Genomic DNA, 21,561 nt, shown 5'->3' on the forward strand with positions numbered 1-21,561 from the left:
CCTGCGGTTGCGTCCCACCCCCTCTTGCGAAACCCAGCGGTGGGCGCGGTTACTTGACGCCGTACTCGACGCAGAGGGCGGCGTACTTGCCGGTGCAGAGGTCTTTCTTGGTGACGAACTTGTCGGCCACTACGTCCTTGACCTTGGCCGCGGTGATCTGCCGCGGCTCGAGGCTCACGAACGGCACGTAGGCGCCGGACTCCGGGTCCTTGATCTGGGAACCGGCGGTCGGCTTCTGGCCCTTGTACAGAGCGATGGCCAGGTTGGCGGCGGCCTGCGCCTCCGGCTCGATGGCCTTGTAGATCGTGACGCACTGGTCGCCGGCCAGCACGTTCTGCAGGCCCTCGAGGGTCGCGTCCTGGCCGGTCACGGGAACCCGGCCGGCGAGGCCCTTGGAGCGCAGCACCTTGATCACCGCTCCGCCGAGACCGTCGTTCGCGGCGAGGACGCCGCCGATCCGCGGCTGCTGGTCCAGCATCTGGGCGAAGATCTTGCCGCCCTCTTCGTTGTCCCAGTCGGGGACGGACTGGTCGGGGCCCTTGGTGTACTCGGCGGCGTCGTACCTGCCGTCGAGCAGGCTGTCGTAGCCGACCTTGAACTGCGTCGCGTTGTTGTCGGTCGGCGAGCCATTGAGCTCCGCGATGACCGGGTTGACCGCGCCCTTGGCCTTGAGGCAGTTGATCAGGCCGTTCGCCTGGAGCTGGCCGACCTTCTCGTTGTCGAAGCTGACGTAGTAGTCGGCGCCGCCGTTGAGCGTGAGACGGTCGTAGTCGATCGTCGGGATCTTCTTGGCCTTGGCCTTGTCGAGCACCTCTTTGCCGGTGTCCGAGTCCAGGTTCGCGATCAGCAGCACCTTCACGCCGCTGTTCACCATGTCGGTGCCGATCTTCACGAAGTTCGCCCGGTCGCCCTGGGCGTTCACGATCTCGACCGGGATGCCGGCGGCGTCGAACGCCTTCTTGAGGTACTTCGGGTCCTCGTTGGCCCAGCGCGTCGAGCTCTTGGTGTCCGGCATGATCACCCCGATCCGGGCCGAGCCCGAACCGCCGCCGGAATCCGAGCCACTAGCGTTACCCGACGAGTCTGAATCGTCGCACGCTGTCATGGTGGCCGTAGCCAGCAGCCCGACTGTCACGAGCGCCAGCAGCTTCTTGCGCATTTCCGAGAAGTCCTCTCAGGTGGATCCCGACCTGTGTGGTCCGCCGAAACGTCCCCCAGTATCGAGCAGCACTCGATGCGCTCGACAAGGGGTACGGCGCCCGGGTGAAAAATAGTTCACTACCCGTGCGTAAGCATCGGCCGACTACCCAAAGTGCCATCGGACCCTACGCCACCCGGCGGCGTATCCACCAGAAGCAGAAGATCGCGAGAAGCGCCGAAAGTACCAGAAATACCCCGAGCTCGCGCCACTGGAGTGGCCAGAATTTCTCCGGGCCCAGGTAGATCACTTTTTGTTTCAGATCCTGCGAAGCGATCCACTGGGCACAGGAGTCCCGGCCGCCGGTCGCGTCCGGGCCGCACTTGGCGGGGTCGTACGGGCCGCGGAAAAGGTCGCCGGACGTCGTTATCACCGTGTTGCTGAGGACCCAGGCGTTGCGTACCGGTGCGTCCGCCTCGACGCGAATGACCCGGTTCGGGTCCTCCCGGCTGAGGCTGATCCCGCCGATCGACTCGGCCGTGAGCGTGCCCTGGAGGGTGGTCTGCGGCACCAGATGCGGGCGGAGGAAGGTCATCGACAGGAAGATCGCGGCCGCGACGACGACGAGCGTGACGGCCATCGCCGCGACGGTCCGGCGCATCACCATGCCGATCGCCACCCCGGCCACGAAGGCGAACGCCGCGTAGCCCATCGGCACCACGCCCCGCACGGTGAAGTTCTCCGGCTGGATCCAGCCGCCGGCCCGGTCGATCGGGCTCGCCCAGGCCGTGAACGCCCAGCTCATCAGGCCGGCGACGACGACCGACGCCAGGCCGATCGCGCCGAGCTTGACGCCCAGCCACCGCTGGCGGCTCACGGTCTGGTTCCAGACCAGGCGGTGGGTGCCGGTCTCCAGCTCGCGGGCCACCAGCGGGGCGCCCCAGAACAGGCCGATCAGCGCGGGCGTGAGGTACAGCAGGACGCTGCCGTTGAACAGCAGCCGGCCGTAGATCGAGCCCTCGACCTGACGGAGGAACTGGGAAGCGAGCTTGTCGCAGTCGGCGGTGCAGCCGGTGTAGCCGGAGTCGCGGGCCATGGCCAGCAGCGATCCCCGGGTCGCGAGGAAGACCGCGGCGACCACCGCCGCGAGCCCGATGCCGATCAGAGCTTGGGTGCGGAACTGCCGCCAGGTGAGCCAGGTCATCGCTGCTTCTCCAGTACGCGGTCGCGGCCCGACTCGGCCGCTTCGGACATGTAGGCCAGAACGAGGTCTTCCAGATCGATGCCGTCGACGCTGAACGCCGGGTCCTCGATCGGGGCGGAACTGCGCACCACGAGCGTGGACTGCACGTCGGTGTGCCGGGCATGCACCACCGCGCGGCCGGGGCCGAGCGCCTCCGGGTCGATCCGCGGGCCGGTGAGCCGGTGGTGGGTGGCGAGCAGTTCCTCCACCTCCCCCGCGACCCGCACGCGGGACCGGACCAGCACGATCAGGTAGTCGCAGACACGTTCCAGGTCGGCGACCAGGTGGGAGGACATGACGACGCTGGTGCCGGACTCGGCGACGTACTCCATGAGTCCTTGAAGGAACTCGCGGCGCGCGAGCGGGTCGAGGGCGGCGACCGGCTCGTCGAGCAGCAGCAGGTCGGGCCGCTTGGCGATGGCCACGGTCAGGGCGAGCTGGGCGCGCTGGCCGCCGGAGAGCTTACCGGCCTTCTGCTTGGGGTCGAGGCCGAGCCGGTCGACCCGCTCGTGGGCGAGCTGGTCGTCCCAGGACGGGTTGAGGTGGGCGCCGAAGCGCAGGTGCTCCTCGACGCTGAGACCGGAGTAGACCGGGGTGTCCTGGGCGACGAAGCCGAGCCGGGCCGAGCCGCTGGCCGGTTCACCGCCGAGCACCGACAGCCGGCCCGCGGAGGGCCGCAACAGCCCGCAGATCAGCTGCAGCAGCGTCGACTTCCCCGCGCCGTTCGGCCCGACCAGGCCGACCACGTGGCCGGCCGGGATGTCGAGGGTGCAGTCGGCCAGCGCCGGGCGCCGGCCGTACCGCTTGGTGAGGCCTTCAGTCACGACCACGCTCGTCATCGTCGTTACCCCCGTCTTCCTGCTCGCTCAGCCGAAAAGTGACGAAATGTGTTCACGAACAGCGCCTCGATGCTCTCGTCGTCGAGACCGGCGTCGCGCGCCTTGGCCAGCCAGCCCTCGAGGTCGCGGCGCAGCGGCTCGTGCGCGGCCAGGTCGGCCTCGTCGCCGAGGGTGCGGGTCACGAACGTGCCGAGGCCGGGCCGGGGCTGCACGAGCCCCTCGTACTCCAGCTCGCGGTACGCCTTGAGCACCGTGTTCGGGTTGATGGCGACGCTGGCCACGACGTCCTTGACCGTGGGCAGCTTGTCGCCCTCCTTCAGCAGGCCCAGCCGCATGGCGTGGCGCACCTGCTGGATCAGCTGCATGTAGGGCGCGACGCCCGAGCGGGCGTCCAGATGGAACTCGATCATTGGCATCCCTATTCCACTAGGTGCCTAGCACAATAGCGGAATAGAGAAGGCCGGGGGCAAGACCCCCGGCCTTCTTCTCAGCGAACTACCAGTTGAGCGCGATGTACTTCGATTCCAGGTACTCCAGCAGCCCCTCGTGGCCGCCCTCGCGCCCGATCCCGCTCTGCTTGACCCCGCCGAACGGCGCCGCCGGGTCGCTGACCAGGCCCCGGTTGAGGCCGACCATGCCGGCCTCGATCGCCTCGCTCACCCGCAGGCCGCGGGCGAGGTCACGGGTGAAGACGTACGCGACCAGCCCGAACTCGGTGTCGTTCGCGTACCGGACCGCCTCGTCCTCGGAGGTGAACGTGACGATCGGCGCGACCGGCCCGAAGATCTCCTCGCGCAGGATCGGCGCGTCCCCCGGCACCCCGGTCAGCACGGTCGGCGGGTAGTAGAAGCCCGGCCCGCCCGGCCGCGTGCCGCCGGTGACCGCCGTGGCGCCGCCGTCGAGCGCACCCCGCACGAGCCCGTCGACCTTCGCCACGGTGTCCTCGTTCACCAGGGGCCCGACCTGCGTCTTCTCGTCGGTCCCCGGGCCCACCACGAGGCCGGCCATCCGCTCGGCCAGACGCCGGGAGAACTCCTCGGCCACCGGCGCCTCGACGTAGAACCGGTTCGCCGCCGTGCACGCCTCGCCGCCGTTGCGCATCTTCGCGATCATCGCGCCGTCCAGCGCCGCGTCCAGGTCGGCGTCCGCGAAGACCAGGAACGGCGCGTTGCCGCCCAGCTCCATCGACGTGTTCACGACGGTGTCGGCCGCCTGGGCGAGCAGGATCCGCCCGACCTCGGTCGACCCGGTGAACGACACCTTGCGTACCCGCGGGTCGTGCAGCATCTTCGATACGACCTTGCCCGAGCTTCGCGAGGGCAGCACGTTGACCACCCCGTCCGGCACGCCCGCCTCGGCCAGGATCGCCGCCATCGCCAGCGCGGTCAGCGGCGTGTCACTGGCCGGCTTGAGGACCACCGTGCACCCCGCCGCGAGCGCCGGCCCGATCTTCCGGGTCGCCATCGCGGCCGGGAAGTTCCACGGCGTCACCAGCACACACACCCCGACCGGCTGCCGCACGACGAGGATCCGGTTGGCCCCGCTCGGCGCCGTGCTGATCATCCCCTCCCCGCGCACGGCCTCCTCCGCGAACCACCGGAAGAACTCGGCCGCGTACGTGACCTCGCCCTTGGCGTCGGTCAGCGCCTTGCCGTTCTCCAGCGAGATCAGCTTGGCCAGCTCGTCCGCCCGCGCCGTCATCAGCTCGAACGCCCGGCGCAGAGCTTCCCCCCGTACGCGCGGAGGGGTTTTTGCCCAGGTTTTTCCCGCCGCCGCGGCCGCGTCGACCGCCGCCATCGCATCGCTCTCCCCGCCATCGGCGACGGAGGCGATCACGTCCCCGGTCGCCGGATCGAGCACGTCGAATCGATCCCCGGAGGACGCGGGGACCCACTTGCCACCGATGAAGAGTTCAGTTTCCACGACCCCCAGCATTGTCCGAGCACGCCGTTCTCGCCACGGTTCCGTCGCCACGATCAAGAGCAACGACAAATACCTCATATCGTACGGAGGTGAGCACCGCCGGATGGACCGGGCGGACACCGTCCGTTAACGTCCGCCCGATGAGGTCACGGGGACTGTCCTTCGCCGACGCGGTCCGGCTTCTCGACGGCGATGCCGAGCTGGTCACCCGCGCGGGATCGGCGGCCGGTGCGGCGGCGGGCGTGGTGACCGTGGCCAGCGCCGGGACGGTCGATTTCTTCGCGCTGCGTGACCAGGTCGTGAGCTGGGGACACGCCGCGGTCCGCGCGTGGCGGAACAAGGTCCGGGGCCTGAGCCGCTTCGACCGCACCGATCGCCTGGTGGCGGCCCACACGGTCATCGTGCTGGTGTCCTTCTACGAGGCCCTCGACGCGTGGTTCGAGGCCCACGGCATGCAACTCGACGCGGCCGGGATCAGCGCCGCCGAGCAGGCGGCGATCGCGGCCGGTGAACCGGTGACCGGCTCCTACGACAGCATGGTGGCCCAGCTCGCGCACGCGCACGCGCCCTGTCCGACCCCGCTGCACCCGGCGGAGTCCCTGGAGCAGGACGTCGAGACCTACTGCCGGCAGATGGCGGCCTTCGTCGTGCAGTTCCTGTCCGGGATGCGCCTCTTCGAGGGCAAGGACCTGCGGCCCGGCCTCGAGGAGATCGGCGCCGACTCGATCCGGCGCTACCGCGAGGCCTACCGCCGGCTCGCCGCCGAGATCCCCGAGTTCCGCCTCTGGACCCAGGACTTCGACGCCCGGGCCACCCGCGAGCTGATCCGGGAGGCGAGCGCCGAGCGGCACGCCGCGACCGACGCCGTGCGCGACGGCCTCGTCCGGATCTACGAGGCCCGGATGGACAAGCCGATCCTCAGCGCCGCCGACGCCCCCGACCTGAACCTGCCCACCCTGCGCGACGGCTACCAGGAACCGGCCGGGCACGTGGCGATCGCCAACCCGGGCAGCCTGGTCGCCACCGAGCGATGGTGGGCCGAGGAGAGCCGCCGGCTGCCCGCCGTGCAGGACTTCCTGATCGCCGTGCTCACCACCCCGGAGGCCACCGACCGGCCGATCGTCGTGCTCGGACAGCCCGGCTCCGGCAAGTCGGTGCTCACCCGGGTGCTCGCCGCCCGGCTGGCCACCGCCGGTTTCCTGCCGGTCCGGGTCGAGCTGCGCAACGTGCGAGCCGACGCGCCCGTGCAGCAGCAGATCCAGGAGGCCCTGGAACTCCAGCTCGGCGAGTCGGTCACCTGGCCCGAGCTGATCCGCCGGGCCGGCCCGGCGCTGCCGGTCGTCATGATGGACGGCTTCGACGAGCTGCTGCAGGCCACCGGCCAGAACTGGGCCGGTTACCTGGAACAGCTGCAGGACTTCCAGCAGCGCGAGGCCGAGCTGGGCCGCCCGCTGGCCATCGTGGTCACCAGCCGCACCGTGGTCGCCGACCGGGCCCGCATCCCGGAGAAGACCACGGTCGTCCGGCTCGACCAGTTCGGCGACGAGCAGATCGCCGCCTGGCTGCGGGTCTGGAACGGCCTCAACGCGCCCGGCCTGGCCGCCCGCGGCCTGCGGACGCTGCCGGTCGAGGCGGCGATCGCGCACCGCGAACTGGCCGAGCAGCCGCTGCTGCTGCTCCTGCTGGCCATCTACGACAGTCGCGGCAACCAGCTGCAGGACACGGGCGGCGGGCTGGGCCGGGTCGAGCTCTACGAGCGCATTTTCAAGGACTTCTTCGAGCGGCAGGTCGACAAGTTCGGCGGCGACCTGGGCCCGGAGCAGTGGGATGCCGAGGTGGCGGCCGAGTGGCGCCGCCTGTCCGCGGTCGCGATCGCCATGCACAACCGCGGCCGCGACGTCATTCTCGAACCCGAGCTGGACGAGGACGCCCGCCAGCTGCTCAGCGCCGAGGACCGCACGACCGCCGCCTCGACCCGCCCGCTCGGCGTCGGTCAGCTGCTGGTGGGCCGCTTCTTCTTCGTCCACGAGTCCCAGGCGAGCCGCGACACGGGCGGCGTCGAGCGCAGTTTCGAGTTCCTGCACGCCACCTTCGCCGAATTCCTCGCCGCCCGCCAGATCGTCAGCGCCATGACCGAGCTGGCCGAGGACCGGGCCCGGCTGCGGCGCCGCCAGGGCGCCACTCTGGACGCCGGCTTCTTCCACGCCCTGACCTCGTTCGCCGTCATCACCAGGCGAGCCCCGCTCTGGGAGTTCTGCCAGGGACTGATCGCCCGCCTCGACCCCGGCACCCGCGAACGCTCCCGTGCTCTGGTGCTGGAGCTGCTGGCCGACGCGGGCTATCCGCACCCCACCTGGTCGCTGGCCGCCTACGAGCCCGAGCGCCGCACGGCCGCCCAGCGCCAGGCGGCCTTCGCCGCGAACCTGACCTGCCTGGCGGTCCTGCTCACCGACGGCCCGGTGGACGCGGCCGAGTTGGTCGGCGAACCGGTGGCCGTCAACTGGCGCCGCTTCGCCCTGCTCTGCCTGGCCCAGCTCGAACCCGAGGACGCCCGTCGCCTCTGGCAGTCGCTGCGGGTCTGCTGGGAGCTGGGTTCCCCGGCCAGGCTGACCGTGCGCACCGAGGACGGCACCGACGTATGGGTCTTCCCGTCCCTGCCGTGGCCGCCGGAGGACGCACCCCGCGGCGGCCCTCGCCCCGACGACGTAGCCGTGCCGGCCGAGAGCCCGACGGGCCATTTGATCCGGAAGTCTGCCTTCGCCCAGACCTGCATCGACGCCCGCGAACTGGCCTACACGCTCATTCCGTTCTGGCGCGCCATCGGCGACATCAGCTTCCAGCCCACGGTCTACCTGGCCGAGGACAAATGGCGCTCCGACGTTCGCGACCTACTTGAACTGCTGCTCGAAGACCCGGGCCCCGAAAGCATCACCGACATCGAGCCCGGCCGTCAGGCGCTGTACCGGGAGTACCTCGATCGAGCCCAGGCGACCCTCAGCGAAATGGCGGGATGACGGCGCACGATCGCCATGTTCGCGATGCCGAGGACGGCCTATCTTGTCGATCATGGTGTTGGGGTTTCTCGGGCTCGGGGTGATGGGCCGGCCGATGGCGGCCAACCTGGTCGCGGCCGGCCATGAGCTTGTGGTCTGGACGCGGTCGGGCGTGCCGCTGGCGGGCGCACAGTTCGCGGCCGGGCCGAGGGAAGTCTTCGAGCGGGCCGAGATCGTGTTTCTCATGCTGGCTCACGGCGAGGCGATCGACTCCGTGCTCGGTCCCTACCTGGACGGCCGGACCGTGGTGCACATGGGCACCACCTCGCCGGAGTACTCGGCCGCGCTCGGTGAGCGCATCGCGGTGGCCAGCGGGCGATACGTCGAGGCGCCCGTGTCGGGATCGCGGGGGCCGGCCGAGGCGGGACAACTCGTCGCGATGCTGGCCGGGGAGCCGGAAGACCGGGATCGGGTGCGCCCTCTCCTGACGCCGATGTGCCGCGAGGTGTTCGACTGCGGGCCGGTGCCGCAGGGGCTGCTCATGAAGCTGGCCGTCAACACCTTCCTGATCAGCATGGTGACCGGGCTGGCCGAGGCGTTCCACTTCGCCGAGGGGCACGGGCTCGACGTCCGCATCCTGAAGGACGTGCTCGACGCCGGGCCGATGGCTTCGTACGTCTCGCGGGGCAAGGCCGGCAAGCTCGTCGACCGCGACTTCGGGGTGCAGGCGGCCATCCAGGACGTGCACCACAACAACCGGCTCATCGTCGAGGCCGCCGACCGGCGCGGGATCGCGATGCCGCTTCTGGACGTGTGCCGCGAGCTCTTCGCGGAGACCGAGGGGCAGGGCTACGGCGGGGAGGACATGGCCGCGGTCATCCGCGCGATGAGGGCGCGAAGCGGGAGCGGTACTCCGACGGGGAGCAGCCGAAGCGGCGCTGGAAATGCTGCCGTAGCAGGGCCGCCGAGCTGAAGCCGGCGCGGCCCGCGGCCTCCTCGACGCCCATCGCCGGGTCGGTCTCGAGCAGTTCCTGCGCCCGGCGCACCCGTTGCTCCAGCACCCAGGCGTACGGCGTGGTGCCGGTCGCGGCCCGGAAGCGGCGGGCGAACGAGCGGGTCGACAGGAACGCGCGCCGGGCCAGGACGTCGATGGACAGGTCCTCGTGCAGATTCCCCAGCGCCCAGTCGAGCAGTTGGCCGATCCCGTCGTCACGCCGGGAACCCAAGGCCGGGGCGGCCGTCCGATACGGCCCGGTCAGCATCCCGCGCTCCACCGCCGCGGCCGCCGCCGCGCCGTTGTCCTTGCGGATCAGGTGCAGGCACAGGTCGATGCCGGCGGCGGTGCCGGCCGAGGTGAGAATCGGGTCGTCGTCGACGTAGGGCACTGACTCGTCGACGGTCACCCGCGGGAACCACAACCGCAGGCGATCCGCGTGCATCCAGTGCGCGGCCACCGTACGGCCATCGAGAAGCCCGGCCGACGCCAGGAGGAACGCGGCCGAACACACCGCGACCACCCGCGATCCTCGGTCGACGGCGGCGTGCAGCGCCGCCGCGACCGCCGGACTCACCTCGCGCGACGGCGAGGCCGGCGGCGCCACCGCGACCAGGTCCGCCGCCGCGAGCCGGTCGAGGCCCGCGGTCGGCGTGACGTGCAGGCCGCCGTCGGTGGGCACCGGGACGCCCGGCCGCTCGGAGCAGATCGCGAAGTCGAAGCGAGGCACGCCCTGGCTCGACCGGTCGACGCCGAAGACCTCGCAGTACACGGCCAACTCGAACGGGCGAACGGTGGACGGCATCAGCACGGCGACGTTACGCACACAACGACCCTGCCAGCGGAAACGCGCGGGCGGCACAGCCAGTCGCGCGACAGTGGCCCGTACGGCATCACTAAGCTGCCCGGGTGGCGAAGTATTTCGACGTGCATCCGGAGAACCCGCAGCCCCGGGCGATCCGGCAGGTGGCCGACATCGTGCGGCAGGACGGGCTGATCGCCTACCCGACGGACTCGTGTTTCGCGCTGGGCTGCCGGATGGGCAACAAGGACGGCCTGGACCGGATCCGCGAGATCCGGCATCTGGACGACCGGCACCACTTCACGCTGATGTGCCGCGACTTCGCCCAGCTGGGCCAGTTCGTGCAGATCAACAACGCCTCGTTCCGGCTGGTGAAGGCGTCGACCCCCGGGCCGTACACGTTCATCCTGCCGGCCACCAAGGAGGTTCCGCGCCGGCTGCTGCACCCGAAGAAGAAGACGGTCGGCGTGCGCATCCCCGAACACGTCGTGGCCCAGGCGCTGCTGGACGAGCTGGGCGAGCCCCTGGTGTCGAGCACGCTGCTGCTCCCCGACCACGACGAGCCGATGACGATGGGCTGGGAGATCAAGGAAACGCTCGACCACGCCGTCGACGCCGTCCTCGACGCCGGCGAGTGCAGCGTCGAGCCCACGACGGTCATCGACCTCTCCGACGGCGAACCCGAAATCATCCGCGTCGGCTCCGGCGACATCACCCGCTTCGAGTAACCCACCGGCTGGATTGCCATGGCCCGGGCGGCTGCCTGGTCGCGCTCGTTGCAGCCCCGTCGGCCCGGTTCATCTACTTTCCCGCAGCGGCGACCGGCGAGATCCATCCGCCGACGCCGCCACCGCAACACGCCGGCCCCTGGCCATGAAAAGGACAGCCCATCGACCGCGGCGACGCGGACCTTGCCCCCGAAAAGCTGTCCAGCGGCCGCACCGCCGCAACCAGGCACGGCACACCCCGGGCCATGGCAAGCGGCGCTCAGCCACCTTCCCACCGCGAGGGGCCCGCCGCGCGCGGAGGTGCGCAGAGCAGGGCGTATAGGTGCGCAGAGCAGGGCGTATAGGTGCGCAGAGCAGGGCGTATAGGTGCGCAGAGCAGGGCGTATAGGTGCGCAGAGCAGGGCGTACAGGTACGCAGAGCAGGGCGTATGGGTGCGCAGAGCAGGGCGTATGGGTGCGCAGAGCAGGGCGTATGGGTGCGCAGAGCAAAGGGGTCCCGCGCGAGCCCCGGGTCCGCGTAAGCCCGGGGATCGCGCGGGACGTCTTCAGGAGAGCCAGCGCAGGGGCACAGCCGCCGCGAGGGCTCCGTAGCCGGTCGGGTTCAGGTGCAGGTGGTCGCCGGTGTCGTAGGCGGGATTGAGCTGGCGGGGAATTGCCGGGTCGCGGGCGGCCACGTCGAAGTCGGCCATCTCGTCGAAGAGGCGGCCTCGGCGGATGCGGGCGTTGATCTCCTGGCGGGACTGCTCGCGCAGGCCGTCGGGGTCGTCGTAGCCGGTGTTGCCGCCGAACGGGGTGATCGTGGCGCCGTAGACGGTGATGTCGCGGGCGTGTGCGCGCAGCACCACCTGCTCGAAGGCGAACAGCAGGTCGTCGACCACCTGTTTCTGGTCGGCGACGGTCGCCGGGGCCGTGCCGATGTCGTTGACGCCCTCGAAGATGAGCATCCGGTCGACGCCGCTGGTGGCCAGCACGTCGCGGTCGAGGCGGGCCAGCACGTTCGGGCCGAGGCCGTCGTTGAGCACCCGGTTGCCGCCGGCCGCCTGGTTGAGCACGGCCGTGTGCGGGCGCCGGGCGAACAACTGGTCGGGCCAGCGGTCGTTCCCGTCGGTCGTGGAGCCCCGCCCGTCGGTGAGCGAGTCTCCCACGATCGCGATCGCCGGGGCGTCCCCGAGGATCTCCACCCCGCTGATCAGGTACCAGTGCGCCACGGTCGCCGCGCCGGACAGATCAAGGGCCGGGACAAAATTCCCATTCAGCAGGTACGTCGTGGTGCGCGACCCGGGGTGCGAAGTGAGGTTCAGAGTCTGCTGTCCGGCGGCCAGGTAGGTGCTGATCGTCAGGTTCGCGCCCGCGGGGACGGGCAGGTCGATCGGGTCGGACACCACGTGGGCGCCGGTCGGGACGACCACCGAGGCCCGCCCGCCGAAGGTGATCGGCCGCGACGTGCCGGCGACGATCGCCGAGACCCCGGCCTTTCCGCCGGCCGGCAGGGCGACCGCGGCCTGGGTGATCGGCAGCGCCGCCCCGCCGAACGCGTTGGAGAAGCGCACCCGCAGCCGGGAGCCGCCTGCCGTCACGTGCACGGTCTGCCGGAGCGTGGTGTCGACGAGGACCGAGGAGGCCCCGGTGAACGGCGCCGGTGGCAGGTTGCCGGGCTCGGTGAGCTGCGGCATCGCCACCCAGGTGTGCAGCCAGCGCCGGGAGTGGGCGGAAGCGGCCGTGGCGGGCCCGAGCAGCGCGGCCGGGACGGCCGCTCCGCTCAGGCTCAGCAGGGAACGTCTGCGCATGTCAGGCCCTCCGGCTCTCGGGCGGTCCGAGGTAGCTGTACTTGACGCCGCCGGTGTCCACGACCAGGCGCTGGACGATGACGGTCGGGTCCACGGACCAGAAGGTGAGCGTGTGGGTGCCCGCCGCGGCGACGGTGTGAGTCGTCGTGGTGACGTTGGTGTTCTGCGAGGTGTTGCGCTCCCACTGCCGGTTCATCGTGGTGTCGTTGGCGCCGGTCGCCGTGGTCACGTTGACCACCTGCGGCGTCTCGCCGTCGATCGACACCGCGTACTTGAGACCGTCGGTGGGCAGGACGTTGTTGCGCGGGGACAGGTAGGCCGAGACCTGGACCGGCCCGCTGGTGGTCAGCGTCATCGTGTAGTCGAGCCGCCCGCCGGAGGCGAGCGCCGCCAGGCCGTTGCCGGTCCGGCCGATGCCCGGCAGCAGCTGCCAGTTCCCGGTCCTGCGGCTGTAGTGGTCGGCCTCGATCGCCACGTATCCGTTGGCCTCGAGGAACCCGGCCGGCCGCAGCGCCGGGTTGGAGATCGGCGCCTGCACAGTGGTGGTCGAGCCGGCCCCGGTGATGGTGATCGGCACGCTCCGCACACCGCGCGGTGCGTGTCGCCAGTCGACGGTGACCGTGGCGCGGATCTGGTCGGTGACCGTGCCGGCGGCGTTGCTCACCCGCAGCCACGGAGCGCCACTACTGATCGTGTACGCGAACGGAGTCGTCCCCTTGTTGTAGACGTCGATGTACTGCGGCGCCTGACTCTGCCACGGGCTGAACGAGGGCAGTGTCGTAGCCGACCCGCCGTCGAGCGCGACGCCCATCGCCGGCCCCGCGGGGACGGTGATCCGCTGCAGGTACGGGAAGATCTCGTCCGGCAGCGCCACGTTGTTGAGCTCCGGCTGCTGCCACGGCGCGTTCGGCCCGTAGCGGGCCACGTTCCCGTACCCGATCTTGGGTTGCAGCTGCCAGTCCTTCCACTTCCCGCCGGCCAGCACGGTGTTGTAGTGGTCGCTCATCGCCTGGTCCTGGGCGAACAGCGCCTCGGCCCGGTCGGCGAGCGCGTTGGTGGCCGCCCGGCCCTGCGCCGCGTACGCGATGTTGGTGAACTCGGCCCGGCGCAGGTCGTAGACGATCGCCGTGTCCTTCACCTGGTAGTAGACGAGCTGGTAGAACGCGTCCTGCCAGGCCGCCGGCACCTGTTTTCTCAGGTGATCCGCCGAGGCGGCCAGGGCCAGCCAGTCGTTGGTGACCCGGTCCATCTCGCCGTAGTCGGTGAGGCTGAACGGCGTCTGCTGATCGTCGTACACGACGGCCGAGGAGTCGGTGGTGATGTCCTTGGCCGGGTCCACCGTGATCCGCCGGTTCAGCAGCTCCGGCTTGCGGCGGGACTGCAGATGCCCGTACGCGTCAAGGATTGTGGCGATCGCGGGCGCGAGCCGCGTCCCGAAGCTCTCCTCGGCGAATTGCCGCGTCCACTCCCCCAGCTTGCTCACGGGCCACTTGCTCGGGTTCCAGGCGTAGTCGAGGAAGAACTGCGTCGGCAGCTCCTCGTTCTTGAGATCGCCGACGTTCGCGACCCAGAGGCGGTTGACCCCCGACGTGTACGCGAGATGCAGCTGCTCCCACGTGTTGGTGAGGTTCGCCGTGTCGGCCCACTTGTAGTTGCGGCCGCCACCGACGTAGTCGAAGTGGTAGTACATGCCGTAGCCACCGCTGCGCGGGGGCAGCGACGGGTCGGGCAGCTTGCGCATGTTGCCCCAGTTGTCGTCGCAGAACACGACGGTGACGTCGTCCGGCGGCCGGTAGCCCTTGTCCCAGTAGCGCTGGACCTCCTTGTAGAGGGTCTGCACCTGGGGGCGGTCGATCAGCCCGGTCTCCTGCAGGATCGCCCGCTGGCTGTCGATGATCGAGCTCATCAGGTCGATACCGTCGCCGTCGGGCAGCGAGACGTCGCCGTTGCCGCGCATGCCGAGCGTGATCACGCCCTCGATGTCCTGGTCGCGCATCCGCTCGGCGCCGTCGCGCCAGTACGCCTTGATCGCGTCGGGGTTCTGCCGGAAGCTCCACATCCCGTTGCCGCCGTACGGGTCGGTGCCGTTGACGGCGTGCCGGTTCCACTCCTCGATGCCGCGCATCATCGGCGCCTCGTGCGAGGTGCCCATGACGACGCCGTACCGGGTGGCGGTGGCGTGGTTGTCCGGGTCGTCCTCGGCGAACGCCCGTCCCCAGACGGCCGGCCACAGGTAGTTGGCCTTGAGCCGGAGCATGGTCTCGAAGACCTTGGCGTAGTAGTTCGCGTTGAGGCCGCCGGGGTAGCCGGGCGCCTTGCCCGGCCCGAAGTACGCGGGGGCCCAGGTGCCGGTGTCGGGGTTCTCGTCGTTGATGAAGAAGCCGCGGTACTTCACGGCCGGGGTGCCCTGGCTGTGGCGGCCGGGCAGGACGTACAGGTTGTCCTGGTGCGCGACCGGCACGTCGTCCCAGAAGTACCACGGGGAGACGCCGATGTTCCGCGACAGGTCGTAGGCCCCGTAGATGGTGCCGCGCTGGTCGCTACCGGCGATCACGAAGGCGCGCTTCACGCCGGGCAGCGGGTTCTCGACGACCTGCTCGATCGTCGTCTCCCACTTGCCCTGGATCGACGACACGTCGATCTTGCCGCGAGCGATGATCTTGGCGAGGGTGGGGCTGTGGCCGATCGTCCCGACGATGATCGGGTCCTTTTTCGATGATATTTCGGCGGAAGTGACCCTATGGAGGTCGCTGCGCAGATCGCCGGCGACCCGGACCACCCCGGGGTAGTCCGCGTCGTCGACCAGCACCGGCGCCCCGGCGAGGGGGAAACGCCCGGGCCCGGGATGCGTGCTGACGTAATCGGAGGTTGTGTCCGCCGGCGACGAGGCCGAGGCCGACGACGCCGGCACCGCCAAGAGCGGGGCGACCAGCACGAGAGCGAGCGCGGCCCTCATCGGAACAACCTGAGGTTCACGGCCGACGCCATCACGGCCATCCCGGCGTCGTTGGGGTGCAGGTGGTCCCCGCTGTCGTAGGCGGGGTTGAGCCGGATCGGATCGGCCGGATCGCCCATCGCCCGGTCGAAGTCGACCACGCCGTCGTACTCGCCGCTGGTGCGGATCCAGCGGTTGAGCTTCTGCCGCTTCGCCTCGTTCTCGACCGAGTAGAAGCCGAGCGTGTCGTCCTTGAACGGCAGGATCGTCCCGCCGATCGCGGTGAGGCCGGCGTCGTGCGCCCGAGCGATCAGCTGCCGGTGCCCGGCGATCAGGTCGTCGGCGCTGACCACCTCGGACGGCGGCGCGACCGTGCCGGGGTGGCCGAGGTCGTTGACCCCGAGCAGCACGATCACGAACCGCCGGCCCGGCTGGGCCAGCACGTCCCGGTCGAAGCGGCGCAGCGCGCTGACGCCGAAGTAGTTCGCGAACGTCTCGGCGTCGCTGCCGGCCGGCGGGTTCGGGTCGTGCAGCAGCCGGTTGCCGGAGATGCCGACGTTCGCGATCCCCAGCTCGATCTTCGCAGCGCGCAGCCGGGCACCGAGAAGGTCGGGCCAGCGGTGGTTCAGGTTGTTCTGCGTGTTCGCGCCGTTGGTGATGGAATCGCCGAGCGTCACGATCGCGGCGCCGTCGCGCTCGCGCACGGCGACGCCGGAGAGGAACAGGTACTGGCCGATGACCGACTGCGCGGTGATCGTGCGGGCCCCGGTCACGTCGCCCTGGGCGATCACGTTGTCCTGGAAGGCGAACGCCGCGAGGGTGGTGACCGTGGTCCGGCCGGCGAAGTAGAGGCTGATCGCCAGGTCGCCGCCGGCCGGGAGCCGGAGCCGCACCGGGTCGCTGACCAGCGGCGACCCGGCCGGGATGAGCGGGTCGGGCCGTCCGGAGAAGGTGACCCGCCGGTCGGTGCCGGGCACGATGGCCGTGCTGGCGCCGGTGCCCGCCCGCAGCGCCACGTGGACGGCGCTGACGTGCAACGGTGTCTCGCCGAACTCGTTGGACAGGCGGATGCGCAGTTCGTCGCCGCCGGTCGAGCAGTGCACGACGTGCCGGATGGTCTGCCCCTCGAGGACAGTCGGCGCGCCGCGCACGGGGATGGTGGTGGGGGCGGCCGCCCAGGTGGCGGCCCAGCCGGCGGGTCCGTGCGCCGGGGCCGGCTTGCCGGCGCCGCCGGTCGCGGCGACGGTCGCGACGCCGGCGCCGATGACAAGCAGCTCGCGTCTGGTACTCACGACGGTCTCCTCTCAGCCGCGCGGCAGCGGCAGGGTGAAGCGCCAGCAGTCGGCGCGGAGCTGGGGAATGACCTGGTCGACGGCCGCCACGGTCTGGCTGCGGTCGCCGCCGCCGTCGTGCATCAGGACGACCGCGCCCGGTGTGATCCGGTCGAGGATCCGCTGGACGAGCACGTCGGTGCCGGGCGGCACCCAGTCCTCGATGTCGAACTTCCAGCCGAGCGGCTGCAGGCCGAGGTCGGCCGCGACCTGCGGGCTCTGGCCCCAGGCGCCGTACGGCGCGCGGAAGTACTGGATGCGCGCGTGCGGCACGGCCTGGTGGATGAGCGCGCTCGTCGCCTCGAGGTCGGCGCGGATCTGCTCGGGCGTCCACGTGGACATGTCGTCGTGGTGCATCGAATGGTTGCAGAGCGTGTGTCCGTCGCGGACGATCGCGCGGACCACCTCGGGGTGGTCGCGCACGTGGTCGCCCCAGAGGCAGAACACGGCCTTGACGTGGTGCTTGCGGAGCACCTTGAGCAGGTCGTACGTGTCGGGCGGGTTGGGGCCGTCGTCGAAGGTGAAGCTCACGACGTTCCCGTGCCCGCGGGCGGTGTCGACGATGACCGGGGTGGCGCGGCCGGTCGCCGAGGCGGGAGTGGCGGCGACCAGGGTGCCGGCCACGGTGAGGGCAGCAGCAATCGCAGAGAAGCGGGACACGCGGAATCCTCCGTGGTGGATCGGAAGTTTCGGAAACATGTCAGCCGAACACTCCGAACGTAGAGGGGACGATCTATGTCGTCAAGCCCTCCAGATCTTGATCTTCAGTGGAAAACCACCATTGACCTGGACGCACCGGAGAACGAAGATTTCCGCAAGTTACCGCAACTTTCGGGTCCACCACCGAGGGAAACGTCTGATGTTGCGCGAGACCTTCCTGCCGGCGAGACAGCCGCAGAGACTTCCTCTGAACCGGGAAGGCCGGGCGGCGGCGCGGAGAGCGCCGCCGCCCGGTATTTGCTACCTCAGGCGGTGCTGCACGTCAGGTTGTTCACCGTGGTCGGTGTGGTACCCGACCCGAGGAAGCCGAACGTGGTGTCGCCACCCGCCGGTATCGTCCCGTTCCAGCTCGCGTTCTTGACCGTCACCAGCGAACCGCTGCTGGTGGCCGTCCCGCTCCAGAGCTGGGTCAGGGTCTGCGACCCCGGCCAGGTCCACTCGACCGTCCACTTGCCGACCGCGGCGCCGGCCGGTGCGTGCACCATGACCTGCCCCTGGAAGCCACCGGTCCAGGAACCGGCCACGTTGTACATGGCCGTGCAGCCGGAGCCGGTGCCGCCCGTCGGCGACGTGGTCGGGCCGGTCGTCGGAGTGGTGGGCGGCGGCGTCACCGGGTTGCCGACCCCGGTCACCTCGCCGTTGCCGCCGTCGAAGACGACGTCCGAGCAGCCGTAGAACGTCTCCGTGCTGTCCGAGCGCGCCCAGACCGAGTAGATCAGGTGCTTGCCGGTCTTGCCGGACGGCAGCGTCGCGTTCCACCAGTAGTGACCGTCGTCGGTGCCCGGCCCGCCGTTGGCCGGCGGGTTGGTCACCTGCGAGAACGGCGTCGGGTTGAGATCGCTCCAGGCCAGCGGCTTGGTCGGGTCGTACCCGTCCTTGGTGATGTAGAGCGAGAACGTCCCGGGGTGCTTGGCCCAGTCGTTGTAGTCGATCTCGATCGTCTTGCCGGACGTCAGGTGGGTGACCGGCCAGTCGTTGCGGGCCAGGTTGAAGCCCGTGAAGTTGTACGGGCCGCCGGTGCCGCCGCTGCACAGCTGGCCGCTGGGGATGAACCCGTCGACCCGGCCCGCTCCGTCGGAGCGCAGCACGGCGAACCAGTTGTAGAGCGGGGTGACGCCGCTCTGCGCGACCGCGGCCGCGCACGCCGGGTTCTGCGGCACGATCTCCCCGGTGGAGGTCCTGCCGTCCTTGTAGCAGAGCCAGGTGCGGCTGCCGGGCATCATCATCGCGCCGTGCGCCGACGCCGCGCCGGGTAGTGCGATCGCGCCGAGCCCGGCGGCCAGCAGGCCTGCTGCCGCGTACGCCAGCAGCTTCGTGCGGAGGGATCTTCGCATGGGATTCCTTTCCGGTGGTGGGGGACGGAGAGCGGCCCGCTCAGCCCGAGGCCGAGCAGGTGATCGGGGAAGGAACCGGGTTGGAGGTGCCGGTCATGCTCGCCAGGAACCCGAAGGTGGTGGTGCCTCCGGCCGCGACGGAGCCGTTGTAACCGGCGTTGGTGACGCGGACGGCGGTGCCGGTCTGGGTGACGGTGCCGCTCCAGAGCTGGGTGACGGTCTGGCCGGCGGTGAAGGTCCAGCCGACGGTCCAGCTCCTGGTGGCGGCGGAGCCGGTGTTGGCGACCGTCACCTCACCCTGGAAGCCACCGCTCCACGAGCCGACGATCTTGTACGTGGCCGAGCAGCCACCGGTCGTCGAGGTCGGGGATGTCGACGGCGACGGGGACGAGGTGGACGGGATGGGCGACGGGGAGGACGTGGTCGGGGACGGCGAGGAGGTGCCGCCCGTGGGCGTCGTCGCCGTCGTGGTGCGGTCGGCGTAGAAGATGCCGCGGCCGTTCGTGCCGAGGTAGACCCGGCCGAAGATCCGCGGGTCGCCGGCGAGCGCGTCGCCGGCGTTGCCGTACTGGTGGGCGGCGTCGTTGATGCGTACCCAGGAGGCGCCGGCGTCGTCCGAGCGGAACACGCCGGTGACCCCGTCGACGGTGCCGACCAGGAAGACGGCCATGTGCGACTGTCCCGGCGCGGCCTTGCCGAAGGCGACGTTGATGCCCGAGGTCACCGAGGCGACCTTGGTGAACGTCGCGCCGGAGTCGGTCGAGCGCAGCAGCCCGGTCGATCCGGCGAACCAGACCTCCCCCTGGACGCCCGGCACCGCGTGGAAATGCAGCCGGCCCGTGGTGGGCATGGCCGCCGCCGACGCGGTGAACGTCGCGCCGCCGTCCTTGCTGGTGTAGAACTTGCCCGAGGCGTACGCGTAGAAGGTCTTGGGGTTGACCCGGTCCGACTCGACGACGGCGCCGGTCGGCAGACCGGTCGAGGCGGTCCACGAGCTTCCCCGGGTGGTGGAGTAGTAGACGCCGGTGCCCTGCGGCGACCAGACCATGTAACCGGCGTCGGCGCCGACGGCGATGGTGCCGCCGCCGGTCACCCCGGACGGCTCCTGGCCCTGGTACCAGTTCTTGCCGCCGTCGGAGGAGATGCCGATGTGCGGGGCCGCGTCCGCGTTCCCGACTCGCGCGAACACCGTGGGCGTGAGTTCGGCGAAGTCGAGGCTGGTGTTGCTGCCCAGGTTGGGCGTGTCGTGGAAACCGGCCTGCACGGCGTCGAGCGAGGTGTGGTAGAAGCCGCCGATGTCGCCGAGCGCGCTGACCAGCGGTGCGCCGGACGGTGGGCTGGCCAGGTCGAGGACCGCGGTCTCCTCGATGCCCTTGGCCATCGGCTTGATGGTGATCGTGCTGCCGGCGTCCCAGTTCGTCAGGTTCGTCGTGCCGTACAGGGTGGCGCCGGTGCCGTACATCATCCGGCTCGAGTTGAACGGGTCGATGGCGAGCGTCTCGTTCATCCAGCCCAGCTTGGGCGTGGTCTCGGGCGGCTGCGGGTTGTTGTTGAAGTCGAGCCACGGGTCGGCCGAGATGTCCATGGTGTACCGCTTGGTCATGCTCGGGTAGCCGTTCCAGTCCCAGATGCGGGTCCAGGTGGCGCCGTAGTCGGTGCTGCGGAAGAAGATCGCGTCGGGCCACCAGGAGATCTGGGTGGCGACCATCAGCGTCCCGGGGTGCAGCGTGTCGACGGTGAGCCCGGAGTAGCCGTAGTACCGGTCGGCGACGGCGGTCGGGCTGATGTTGGTCCAGGTCCCGGCGGTGATGTCGTAACGCCAGACCTCGCCGGCCCCGCCGTCGTACGGCCCGCCGGTGTCACTCGTCGCGATGAACAGATAATTTCCCTGTACGACGCCCTTGTGCGCGAGATAGCCGGTCGGCTGCCCGGCGATCCGGGTCCAGGTCGTGCCGCCGTCGTTCGACATGTAGACCGGGTTGGACTTGTCCATGACGCCGACGAAGATCTGGTTGGTGGCGCCGAACGTGACCCAGCCGATGCCCTGGTTCTGGTTGAGGTAGTTGTTGGTGTCCGCCGGGTCCTGCACGTAGTTGCCGGCGTTCGGGAAGCTGGTGACCTTGCTGAAGGTCACGCCGTAGTCCGTGGAACGCCACAGCCCGTTGCCGCCCTCGGCCGCGAAGTACACGTTCTTGTTGTTGTGCGGGTCGACGGCCAGCCGCTCGCCGACGCCGCGGCCGGGCATGTTGCCGCCGTTCTTGAACGGCAGCGTGGTGACCTGCCAGGTGGCGCCCTTGTCCGAGGAGCGCAGGATCGCACCGTTGTTGGGGTCCCAGTCGTTGGTGTACATGCCGACGGCGGCGTACACGCGCTTGGTGTCGACCGGGTCGGGCGCGATGGACAGCACGCCGTTGTAGCCCCAGTTGTCCTGCCCGACCCAGTCGAGCAGCGGTGTCCAGCTCTGGTCGGTCTCGTTCCACCGGTACGCCCCGCCGATGTCGGTGCGGGCGTAGATCAGGTTCTTCTCGCCCGGGTTGAAGACGACGGCGGGGACGAAGCCGCCGCCGTCGATCCGGACGTTCTTCCACGAGTACGGGTCGGCCGCGGCCGCCGCAGCCGTGCTGGGCTGGGCCAGGGCGACCGCCACCGCCCCGCCTAACAGGGCGAGGACGGTCGCCTCGATGGCTGTCCTTCTCATCCGGCACCTTTCATCGACGTACGTTCACATGGGAGCGCTCCCAGAGAAGCGTCCGGCCCGCGTCATACGTCTGTCAAGCCCTTGAAACCCGGAGTT

The 21,561-nt window shown here is 70.3% G+C and carries 15 protein-coding genes; 3 read left to right on the forward strand and 12 right to left on the reverse strand.

What is annotated here, in order from left to right; all coding sequences use genetic code 11:
• Window positions 1-49 precede the first annotated feature (49 nt).
• From A3CQ_RS0143460 to A3CQ_RS0143480, 5 genes are all read right to left on the reverse strand, one after another.
• Window positions 50-1,159, reverse strand: coding sequence for a sugar ABC transporter substrate-binding protein (locus tag A3CQ_RS0143460; protein ID WP_020517251.1), 1,110 nt, complete (start codon window positions 1,157-1,159; stop codon window positions 50-52).
• A gap of 166 nt (window positions 1,160-1,325) precedes the next feature.
• Window positions 1,326-2,342 carry an ABC-2 membrane transporter-related protein gene (locus A3CQ_RS0143465; RefSeq protein WP_020517252.1) on the reverse strand — a complete coding sequence of 339 codons (1,017 nt, stop codon included), beginning with the start codon at window positions 2,340-2,342 and terminating at the stop codon, window positions 1,326-1,328.
• Window positions 2,339-3,220 carry an ABC transporter ATP-binding protein gene (locus tag A3CQ_RS0143470; RefSeq protein ID WP_020517253.1) on the reverse strand — a complete coding sequence of 294 codons (882 nt, stop codon included), beginning with the start codon at window positions 3,218-3,220 and terminating at the stop codon, window positions 2,339-2,341. Before A3CQ_RS0143470 ends, A3CQ_RS0143465 begins: the two co-directional genes overlap by 4 nt.
• A 5-nt stretch (window positions 3,221-3,225) precedes the next feature.
• Window positions 3,226-3,630: a GntR family transcriptional regulator gene (locus tag A3CQ_RS0143475; RefSeq protein WP_020517254.1), complete on the reverse strand. Its 405-nt coding sequence runs from the start codon at window positions 3,628-3,630 to the stop codon at window positions 3,226-3,228.
• An 85-nt stretch (window positions 3,631-3,715) separates the two neighbouring features.
• Window positions 3,716-5,155 (reverse strand): NAD-dependent succinate-semialdehyde dehydrogenase, encoded by a 1,440-nt coding sequence (locus tag A3CQ_RS0143480; RefSeq protein ID WP_020517255.1) that lies wholly within the window; start codon window positions 5,153-5,155, stop codon window positions 3,716-3,718.
• Window positions 5,156-5,283: 128 nt separating this feature from the next.
• On the opposite strand from A3CQ_RS0143480, the gene A3CQ_RS0143485 reads away from it, so the two are divergent.
• Together A3CQ_RS0143485 and A3CQ_RS56135 are read left to right on the forward strand one after the other, a co-directional pair.
• Window positions 5,284-8,157, forward strand: coding sequence for an NACHT domain-containing protein (locus A3CQ_RS0143485; protein WP_020517256.1), 2,874 nt, complete (start codon window positions 5,284-5,286; stop codon window positions 8,155-8,157).
• 52 nt (window positions 8,158-8,209) lie between these two features.
• Window positions 8,210-9,109 (forward strand): NAD(P)-dependent oxidoreductase, encoded by a 900-nt coding sequence (locus A3CQ_RS56135; protein ID WP_051115531.1) that lies wholly within the window; start codon window positions 8,210-8,212, stop codon window positions 9,107-9,109.
• Here the strand turns inward: A3CQ_RS56135 and A3CQ_RS0143495 are convergent.
• Complete coding sequence (locus A3CQ_RS0143495; protein WP_020517258.1) at window positions 9,012-9,956, reverse strand: GlxA family transcriptional regulator; 945 nt, start codon at window positions 9,954-9,956, stop codon at window positions 9,012-9,014. The two genes, A3CQ_RS56135 and A3CQ_RS0143495, sit on opposite strands and share 98 nt — an antisense overlap.
• 83 nt (window positions 9,957-10,039) lie before the next feature.
• Between A3CQ_RS0143495 and A3CQ_RS0143500 the strand changes: the two genes are divergently transcribed.
• On the forward strand, window positions 10,040-10,660 hold the full coding sequence (locus A3CQ_RS0143500) for an L-threonylcarbamoyladenylate synthase (protein WP_020517259.1): 621 nt from the start codon (window positions 10,040-10,042) through the stop codon (window positions 10,658-10,660).
• 545 nt (window positions 10,661-11,205) lie between these two features.
• On the opposite strand, the gene A3CQ_RS0143505 is transcribed toward A3CQ_RS0143500, so the two are convergent.
• The 6 genes from A3CQ_RS0143505 to A3CQ_RS0143530 all read right to left on the reverse strand — a co-directional run bounded on the left by A3CQ_RS0143505 (window position 11,206) and on the right by A3CQ_RS0143530 (window position 21,465).
• On the reverse strand, window positions 11,206-12,447 hold the full coding sequence (locus A3CQ_RS0143505) for an SGNH/GDSL hydrolase family protein (RefSeq protein WP_020517260.1): 1,242 nt from the start codon (window positions 12,445-12,447) through the stop codon (window positions 11,206-11,208).
• A 1-nt stretch (window position 12,448) separates the two neighbouring features.
• Window positions 12,449-15,403: a glycosyl hydrolase 115 family protein gene (locus A3CQ_RS0143510; RefSeq protein ID WP_020517261.1), complete on the reverse strand. Its 2,955-nt coding sequence runs from the start codon at window positions 15,401-15,403 to the stop codon at window positions 12,449-12,451.
• Entirely contained in the window at window positions 15,400-16,674 is a 1,275-nt protein-coding gene (locus A3CQ_RS0143515) for an SGNH/GDSL hydrolase family protein (RefSeq protein WP_020517262.1), read from the reverse strand. Before A3CQ_RS0143515 ends, A3CQ_RS0143510 begins: the two co-directional genes overlap by 4 nt.
• Window positions 16,675-16,686: 12 nt before the next feature.
• Window positions 16,687-17,373 (reverse strand): polysaccharide deacetylase family protein, encoded by a 687-nt coding sequence (locus tag A3CQ_RS0143520; protein ID WP_245577619.1) that lies wholly within the window; start codon window positions 17,371-17,373, stop codon window positions 16,687-16,689.
• Window positions 17,374-17,678: 305 nt separating this feature from the next.
• The gene (locus A3CQ_RS0143525; RefSeq protein WP_020517264.1) at window positions 17,679-18,767 is read right to left on the reverse strand and encodes a lytic polysaccharide monooxygenase auxiliary activity family 9 protein; all 1,089 of its coding nucleotides are present in this window, start codon (window positions 18,765-18,767) and stop codon (window positions 17,679-17,681) included.
• Between the two features lie 40 nt (window positions 18,768-18,807).
• On the reverse strand, window positions 18,808-21,465 hold the full coding sequence (locus tag A3CQ_RS0143530) for a cellulose-binding domain-containing protein (protein WP_040434016.1): 2,658 nt from the start codon (window positions 21,463-21,465) through the stop codon (window positions 18,808-18,810).
• Window positions 21,466-21,561: the final 96 nt, after the last annotated feature.

It is taken from the genome of Paractinoplanes globisporus DSM 43857 (assembly GCF_000379645.1).
GTDB lineage: Bacteria > Actinomycetota > Actinomycetes > Mycobacteriales > Micromonosporaceae > Actinoplanes > Actinoplanes globisporus.

Excerpts from the sequence above, each read along its gene's own strand:
- A3CQ_RS0143505 (WP_020517260.1), bottom strand. The coding sequence starts at position 12,447 with ATGCGCAGACGTTCCCTGCTGAGCCTGAGCGGAGCGGCCGTCCCGGCC.
- A3CQ_RS56135 (WP_051115531.1), top strand. The coding sequence starts at position 8,210 with ATGGTGTTGGGGTTTCTCGGGCTCGGGGTGATGGGCCGGCCGATGGCG.
- A3CQ_RS0143530 (WP_040434016.1), bottom strand. The coding sequence starts at position 21,465 with ATGAGAAGGACAGCCATCGAGGCGACCGTCCTCGCCCTGTTAGGCGGG.
- A3CQ_RS0143460 (WP_020517251.1), bottom strand. The coding sequence starts at position 1,159 with ATGCGCAAGAAGCTGCTGGCGCTCGTGACAGTCGGGCTGCTGGCTACG.
- A3CQ_RS0143510 (WP_020517261.1), bottom strand. The coding sequence starts at position 15,403 with ATGAGGGCCGCGCTCGCTCTCGTGCTGGTCGCCCCGCTCTTGGCGGTG.
- A3CQ_RS0143525 (WP_020517264.1), bottom strand. The coding sequence starts at position 18,767 with ATGCGAAGATCCCTCCGCACGAAGCTGCTGGCGTACGCGGCAGCAGGC.
- A3CQ_RS0143475 (WP_020517254.1), bottom strand. The coding sequence starts at position 3,630 with ATGATCGAGTTCCATCTGGACGCCCGCTCGGGCGTCGCGCCCTACATG.
- A3CQ_RS0143485 (WP_020517256.1), top strand. The coding sequence starts at position 5,284 with ATGAGGTCACGGGGACTGTCCTTCGCCGACGCGGTCCGGCTTCTCGAC.
- A3CQ_RS0143465 (WP_020517252.1), bottom strand. The coding sequence starts at position 2,342 with ATGACCTGGCTCACCTGGCGGCAGTTCCGCACCCAAGCTCTGATCGGC.
- A3CQ_RS0143470 (WP_020517253.1), bottom strand. The coding sequence starts at position 3,220 with ATGACGAGCGTGGTCGTGACTGAAGGCCTCACCAAGCGGTACGGCCGG.
- A3CQ_RS0143480 (WP_020517255.1), bottom strand. The coding sequence starts at position 5,155 with ATGCTGGGGGTCGTGGAAACTGAACTCTTCATCGGTGGCAAGTGGGTC.